This window comes from Trinickia sp., assembly GCF_051954495.1.
Taxonomy (GTDB): Bacteria; Pseudomonadota; Gammaproteobacteria; order Burkholderiales; family Burkholderiaceae; genus Trinickia.
The window spans coordinates 43,074-49,279 of the sequence record NZ_JBQCHR010000130.1; the positions used below are offsets into that span (position 1 = coordinate 43,074).

Below are 6,206 nucleotides of genomic sequence, written 5' to 3' on the forward strand. Positions count from 1 at the left end.
CATGCGGCAAGATTGGGTCCAATCGGGCCGGCTGCGGCCGAATGCAACTCAAAATCGGCCCGCGGGCGCGGTAGAATCCCCTCCCTTCAGGCAGTGCGCGAGTGGGAAGGTTCATTTCCCCGCCGGGCTGCGATGCCGTACCTTTCTTTTACCTTTCAGCGTGCAAAAGATCCTGCTCGTCCGCGTGTCGTCGCTCGGTGACGTCGTTCACAACATGCCCGCTGTCGCCGACATTCTGCGTGTCTATCCGGGCGCGCAGATCGACTGGCTCGTCGAGGAAAGCTTCGCCGATCTCGTCACGCTCGTGCAGGGCGTCCACCGGGCCATTCCGTTCTCGTTGCGGCGCTGGCGCAAACGCCTGTTCTCGCCGGCCACATGGCGGGAGATCGCCGCGTTCCGGCGCGCGCTCGCCGCCGAGCGCTACGACCTCGTCATCGACTGTCAGGGCCTCATCAAGACAGCCTGGGTGGCGAGCTGGGCCCGCGGGCCGCTCGTCGGGCTCGGCAACCGCACCGATGGGGCCGGCTACGAGTGGCCCGTGCGCTTCTTCTATAGCCGGCGGGTGCCGATCGAGCCGCGCACGCACGTGGTCGAGCGCACGCGCCAGCTCGTCGCGCAGGCGATCGGCGCGCCGCGGCCACAACCCTCGGACGAAATCGACTTCGGGCTCGATACGTCGCGCGCCGCCCGTGCGCTGGCTGAAGTGGGGCTGAATCTGCCTGTGCCGTACGTCGTGCTCGTGCACGCGACCTCTCGCGCCGACAAGCAATGGCCCGACGCCTCGTGGATCGAACTCGGCCGCGCGCTCGTCACGCGCGGCGCTTCGCTCGTGCTGCCGTGGGGCAGCGAGGCGGAACGCGAGACGAGCGAGCGCTTGGCGAAGGAATTCGGCGCCGCGGCCATCGTGCCGCCGCGCCTGTCGTTGCCTGCCGTCGTCGGGCTGCTCGATGGGGCGGCGGCGACCGTGGGCGTCGATACGGGGCTCGTCCATATCGCGGCGGCCCTGAAGCGGCCCACCGTCGAGTTGTACAATTTCGCGACCGCATGGCGCACGGGCGGCTATTGGTCCGCTCGCGTCGTCAATCTCGGCACCGCCGGCGATCCGCCGACGCTGCAGCAAGTCAAGACCGCGCTGGCCGGATTCGGCCTGCTGTAATCGAGGCGACCCACCGCACCATGAAAGAATCGCAAATCCTGGAAGTCAATTGTTCGGATTGGGAAGGCTCCGACTTATCGGTTACGCGCGATACGCTGCGCGTCGCGCTCGAAACCGGCAAGGTCCTCTATTTTCCGAATTTGCGCTTTGCGATAGAAGGCGGGGAAACGGCGCTGCTCGATCCCTCGCTCGCCGATCCGAAACGCAAGAACATCAGTCTCGATCCGAACGGCGGGGCGCTGCGTGGGGTAGTCGGCGATACCGTCACGCAGTCGGCCGTGCGCGCGCTCATCGCGCGCTACCAAGCGCAAGTGCGCACGCTGATCGATCACCTGGTGCCCGAATATCGCGATGCGCTGCGCCCCGCGCCCACGAGCTTGCGGCTCATGCGCGTCGAAACGCGCCACACGTCTTGGCGCAAGGACGATAGCCGTCTGCACGTCGATGCTTTTCCGTCGCGCCCGAATCGAGGCGAGCGCATTCTGCGCGTGTTCGCCAACGTCAATCCGAATGGCGAGCCGCGCGTCTGGCGCGTCGGCGAGCCGTTCGAGCAGATGGCTAAACGCTTTTTGCCGACGATCAAGCGACAGACACCGGGCTCGGCGTGGCTGCTCAATGCGCTTCATATCACGAAGTCGCCGCGCAGCGCCTACGATCACTTGATGCTCAACCTGCACGACGGGATGAAGGCCAACCTCGACTATCAAAAGTCGTGTCCGCAAGAAACGATGCCGTTCCCGCCGGGCAGTGCTTGGATTTGTTTTTCCGATCAAACGTCGCACGCGGCCATGTCGGGGCAGTACATGCTGGAGCAGACGTTTTTCCTCCCCGTTCGCGCGATGGTGCAGCCCGAATGCGCGCCGCTAGGTATCCTGGAGCGGCTCGAAGGCCGCGCGCTGGTGTGAGGGCGATGCGAGGGGGGACGGCGGTCGGCCGCTCGGCGTTCGCGGTGGCGCGCTTCGGGTTCGAGGTCTTCGTGTCGAAAGCGGCAGAGCCGACATGCTGAGGCCCATTTACCGCGCGCTGTGGTGGGTCGTCGCACCGCTCGCCGTCTTGCGGCTCTTCATTCGGTCGCGCCGCGAGCGTGGCTATCGCGAGCATATCGGCGAGCGCTTCGGCTTCGCGCGAGGACGCGTGCCCGAGGATAGCGCGCCGCTCATTTGGGTCCATGCGGTGTCTGTCGGCGAAACGCGCGCCGCGCAGCCGTTGATCAATGCGCTGATGGCGGCGCGGCCCGATGCGCGCGTGCTCGTCACGCACATGACCCCGAGCGGCCGCGCAACGAGTACGCAGTTGTTCGGCGATCGCGTCTTGCGCTGCTACCTGCCATACGATCAACCGCATGCCGTCCGGCGATTTCTGCGCGCTTGGCGGCCATCGCTCGGCATCGTGATGGAAACGGAAGTGTGGCCGACGCTGATCGACGAATGCCGCGCGGCCGACGTGCCGCTCGTGCTGACGAACGCCCGTATGTCGGCTCGTTCGTTCAAACGGGCGGCGCGGTTCGGCGCTGCCGCCCGCGAGGTGTTCGGCGGTTTCACTCGGGTGCTGGCGCAAAGCCCGTCCGATGCCGAACGTCTCACGGCGCTCGGCGCGCGCAATGTCGCCGTGCTCGGCAATCTCAAATTCGACATGGCGACGCCGCCCGAACTCGTCGCGCGCGGCCGGGCCTGGCGCGCCGCGATCGGCCCGCGGCCGGTGTGGGTGGCGGCGAGCACGCGCGAGGGCGAGGAAGCGCTCGTGCTCGATGCATTCGCGGCGCTGTCGACCGAAGACGCGCTGCTCATTCTCGTGCCGCGTCACCCGCAGCGCTTCGACGAAGTGGCCGCGCTCGTCGAGCGGCGCGGCTTGCGTTGCGCCAGGCGTTCCGCGTGGGGCGGGGCGGCGCTCGCCGCCGCGGCGGCGAGCCAGGTGGCCGACGCGCCCTTGCGCTCGGATGTCACGGTGCTGCTCGGCGATTCGATGGGTGAACTCGGCGCGTACTACGCAGCGTCGGACGTCGCGTTCATCGGCGGCAGCTTGCTCCCGCTCGGCGGGCAAAACCTCATCGAGGCATGTGCGGTGGGCGTGCCCGTGCTCATCGGCCCACACGTGTTCAACTTCACGCAGGCCACGAAGGATGCCGTTTCCGCCGGGGCGGCCGTGCAGGTGAGCGACCCGCGTGATTTGGCGCGCGTGCTCGGCGAACTCTTCGCCGACAAGTCGCGGCGCGTGGCGATGGGGGCCGCGGCCTCGGCATTCGCCTCGAGGCATAGCGGCGCGACGCAACGCACGGTCGATGTCTTGACGACGTTGCTTCCGCAAGAGGAAGCGGCCGACGTTTGACGCCCGGGGTTCGGGGTTAAAGCGTCGGCTTGACGCCTAGGCTTATGCCGTGAGCAGTCCCTTGCGCTCGATGAACCCGATCACCTCGTCGAGCCCGCTTTGCGCCTTCAGGTTGCACATGACGAATGGCCGCTCGCCGCGCATCGTCTTCGCATCGGCGGCCATGATGTCGAGGTTGGCGCCGACGTATGGTGCAAGGTCGGTCTTGTTGATGACGAGCAAATCCGATTTCGTGATGCCGGGGCCGCCTTTGCGCGGGATCTTTTCTCCGCCTGCCACGTCGATGACGTAGATCGTCAGATCGGACAACTCGGGACTGAACGTCGCGGCGAGGTTGTCCCCGCCTGATTCGATGAACACGATGTCCGCATCGGGAAACTTCGTCAGCATGCGGTCGACGGCCTCGAGGTTGATCGAGGCATCCTCGCGGATCGCCGTGTGCGGGCAGCCGCCCGTTTCGACGCCCATGATGCGCTCGGGCTCGAGCGCGCCGGCCACCGTCAAGAGGCGCTGATCTTCCTTCGTATAAATGTCGTTCGTGATCGCGACCAGATCGTAGCGATCGCGCATCGCCTTGCAGAGCATCTCGAGCAGCGTCGTTTTGCCCGAGCCGACGGGGCCGCCCACACCAACGCGCAGCGGCGGCAGTTTTTTGGTCCTCATTGCATTGCCTTCGATTCAAAAAAACTCAAAACGTTTAAGAACGGAACAATCGCGAGTATTGCGTCTCGTGTCGCGCCGAAAACACGCCGAGCATCGGCGAAAAAGTATTGATTCGCTCGGGCGGCGTAGCGAGCGCGAGCGCGACGGCTTCGTCGATCGCCGCGCGCGCGGCCACCAGCATCCGCTGTCCCGCGAGTTGCCCGAGCGGGACCGCCTTGATCGCCGCCGCGACTTGATTCTCGGCCCAGGCGAACGCATAGGCGGCCAGCGCGGCATCCGTCGAGATCTCGTGCGCGGCCGCGGCGAAGGCGAACGCCGTGGGCTGCGACAGCGGCGTCAGTGCAGCCAATGTCGCCCGCCTTGGCCCGTCGCCCCATTCGAGCGATAGCGCAAGCTGCTTGAGCGACCATCCCATCTGCTCGGTTTCTCGCCGTAGCTCGGCGGCTTCGCGGCTGGCGCGAAACTGCCGATCGGCGGTGGTGAGGGCGGCCGCGTCGTGCGCTCGCCAGCGTTCGAGCTGATGGGCGATGAACGGCAATTCCGCCCGCGCGAGAACGTGCCGCAAGCCGTCTTCCATCCATGCACACGCCGTGTCGGCGTCGACGATCCATTGCGCCTCGACGGCGGCTTCGAGCCCCTGCGAATAGCTGAACGCGCCGATCGGCAGCGCCGGCGAAGCGAGATGGAGCAGGGCCGTCAGTTCGGCAAGGCGCATGGCTTCAGTGCTTGTGATTCGAGTGATGGGGATGGTCGTGGTCGTGGTCGCAATGATCGTGGCCGTGATCATGATCGTGCCCATGGTGATGACCGTGCGCATGGGCGTGACCATGTCCATGTCCATGTCCATCTTCATGCTCGTGCTCGCCGTGCCCATGGCGCTGCGCGAACACCTGCTGTGCGAGCGCATAGTCTTCGGCGAACGTCGCATCGTGTCCATGCCGATGGCCGCCGCCGTATGCGCCGGCTTCCGGGTGGAACGGCGCTGTTGCCCGCTCGACTTGCGCACCGACACGCGTCAGCATCGCTTCGAGCACGGGATCGGCTTCGAGCTTGAGGTAACCGGCGCCGATTTCGACGGGCGTATGGCGATTGCCGAGGTGATAGGCGGCGCGCGTGAGCGTGAGCGTATCGGGCGCGCGGACCACGAGCACGGCTTCGGCGGCGGCGACGATGCGAACGAGCGCGCCGTCGTCGGCCACGAGCACGTCGCCGTCCGCCAGCACCGTGCCGCGCGGCATGACGAGCGCGACTTCCTCGCCCGTGTCGAGCGTGGCGGCGAGCCGGCTCTTGCAGCGCGCATCGTAAGCGAGTGTGAGCGTGGGCGCACGCGCGACGAGCGATGCAGCCAGCTTCGCGGGCGGGGAAATGCGTTTATCGATCGTTCTCATCGCAATGTTTAGGACAACAAAACTTCGCGCCCATGACGCTCAAAACAAGAAATACCGCTGCGCCATCGGCAAGACGGCGGCCGGCGCGCAGGTGAGCGTTTCACCGTTCGCCACCACCTCGTACGTTTCCGGGTCGACGCTGATCGACGGCTGCCAGGCGTTATGGACCATGTCGGCTTTCGACACCGTTCGGCATCCGCGCACGGGGACGATGCGCTTTTTCAAGCCATAGCGCTCGGCCACGCCGGACTCGGCCGCGAGCTGCGAGACGAACGTGAGCGATGTCTGCGTCAGCGCGGCCCCGCGCGTGGCGAACATCTCGCGGTAATGCACGGGCTGCGGCGTGGGGATCGACGCGTTCGGGTCGCCCATCTGCGCCAGCGCGATCATGCCGCCCTTCAAGATCAGCGTGGGTTTGATCCCAAAAAACGCCGGCTCCCAAAACACGAGATCGGCCCACTTGCCCGCTTCGATCGAACCGACTTCGTGGGCAATGCCATGCGTGATCGCCGGGTTGATCGTGTACTTCGCCACGTAGCGCTTCGCCCGGAAATTATCGTTGCGCGTGCTGTCCTCGCGCAGTGCGCCGCGTTGCACCTTCATCTTGTGCGCCGTTTGCCACGTGCGAATGATGACTTCGCCCACGCGGCCCATCGCTTGAGAATCGGAGGACA

At 66.2% G+C, this 6,206-nt stretch carries 7 protein-coding genes; 3 read left to right on the forward strand and 4 right to left on the reverse strand.

Annotation, left to right across the window (positions count from 1 at the left end):
* The first annotated feature begins 160 nt into the window (after window positions 1-160).
* The 3 genes from waaC to waaA all read left to right on the forward strand — a co-directional run bounded on the left by waaC (window position 161) and on the right by waaA (window position 3,481).
* Complete coding sequence (waaC, locus tag ACTHNR_RS18395; RefSeq protein WP_440549095.1) at window positions 161-1,156, forward strand: lipopolysaccharide heptosyltransferase I; 996 nt, start codon at window positions 161-163, stop codon at window positions 1,154-1,156.
* 20 nt (window positions 1,157-1,176) lie between these two features.
* Window positions 1,177-2,061, forward strand: coding sequence for a Kdo hydroxylase family protein (locus ACTHNR_RS18400; RefSeq protein WP_440549096.1), 885 nt, complete (start codon window positions 1,177-1,179; stop codon window positions 2,059-2,061).
* Window positions 2,062-2,155: 94 nt separating this feature from the next.
* Window positions 2,156-3,481 carry a lipid IV(A) 3-deoxy-D-manno-octulosonic acid transferase gene (gene waaA / locus ACTHNR_RS18405; RefSeq protein WP_440549098.1) on the forward strand — a complete coding sequence of 442 codons (1,326 nt, stop codon included), beginning with the start codon at window positions 2,156-2,158 and terminating at the stop codon, window positions 3,479-3,481.
* Between the two features lie 42 nt (window positions 3,482-3,523).
* Here the strand turns inward: waaA and ureG are convergent, their stop codons facing one another.
* The 4 genes from ureG to ACTHNR_RS18425 all read right to left on the reverse strand — a co-directional run.
* Window positions 3,524-4,144, reverse strand: a complete 621-nt coding sequence (gene ureG / locus ACTHNR_RS18410; RefSeq protein WP_440549099.1) for an urease accessory protein UreG — start codon at window positions 4,142-4,144, stop codon at window positions 3,524-3,526.
* A 34-nt stretch (window positions 4,145-4,178) separates the two neighbouring features.
* Window positions 4,179-4,859 (reverse strand): urease accessory protein UreF, encoded by a 681-nt coding sequence (locus tag ACTHNR_RS18415; RefSeq protein WP_440549102.1) that lies wholly within the window; start codon window positions 4,857-4,859, stop codon window positions 4,179-4,181.
* A 4-nt stretch (window positions 4,860-4,863) separates the two neighbouring features.
* Window positions 4,864-5,532: an urease accessory protein UreE gene (gene ureE, locus ACTHNR_RS18420; RefSeq protein WP_440549100.1), complete on the reverse strand. Its 669-nt coding sequence runs from the start codon at window positions 5,530-5,532 to the stop codon at window positions 4,864-4,866.
* Window positions 5,533-5,571: 39 nt separating this feature from the next.
* Window positions 5,572-6,206, reverse strand: a 635-nt coding sequence (locus ACTHNR_RS18425; RefSeq protein WP_440549101.1) for an amidohydrolase family protein, incomplete at its 5' end; no start/stop codon positions are given.

Coding starts and splice junctions, on each gene's coding strand:
- ACTHNR_RS18400 (WP_440549096.1), top strand. CDS start 1,177: ATGAAAGAATCGCAAATCCTGGAAGTCAATTGTTCGGATTGGGAAGGC.
- waaA (WP_440549098.1), top strand. CDS start 2,156: ATGCTGAGGCCCATTTACCGCGCGCTGTGGTGGGTCGTCGCACCGCTC.
- ureG (WP_440549099.1), bottom strand. CDS start 4,144: ATGAGGACCAAAAAACTGCCGCCGCTGCGCGTTGGTGTGGGCGGCCCC.
- ACTHNR_RS18415 (WP_440549102.1), bottom strand. CDS start 4,859: ATGCGCCTTGCCGAACTGACGGCCCTGCTCCATCTCGCTTCGCCGGCG.
- ureE (WP_440549100.1), bottom strand. CDS start 5,532: ATGAGAACGATCGATAAACGCATTTCCCCGCCCGCGAAGCTGGCTGCA.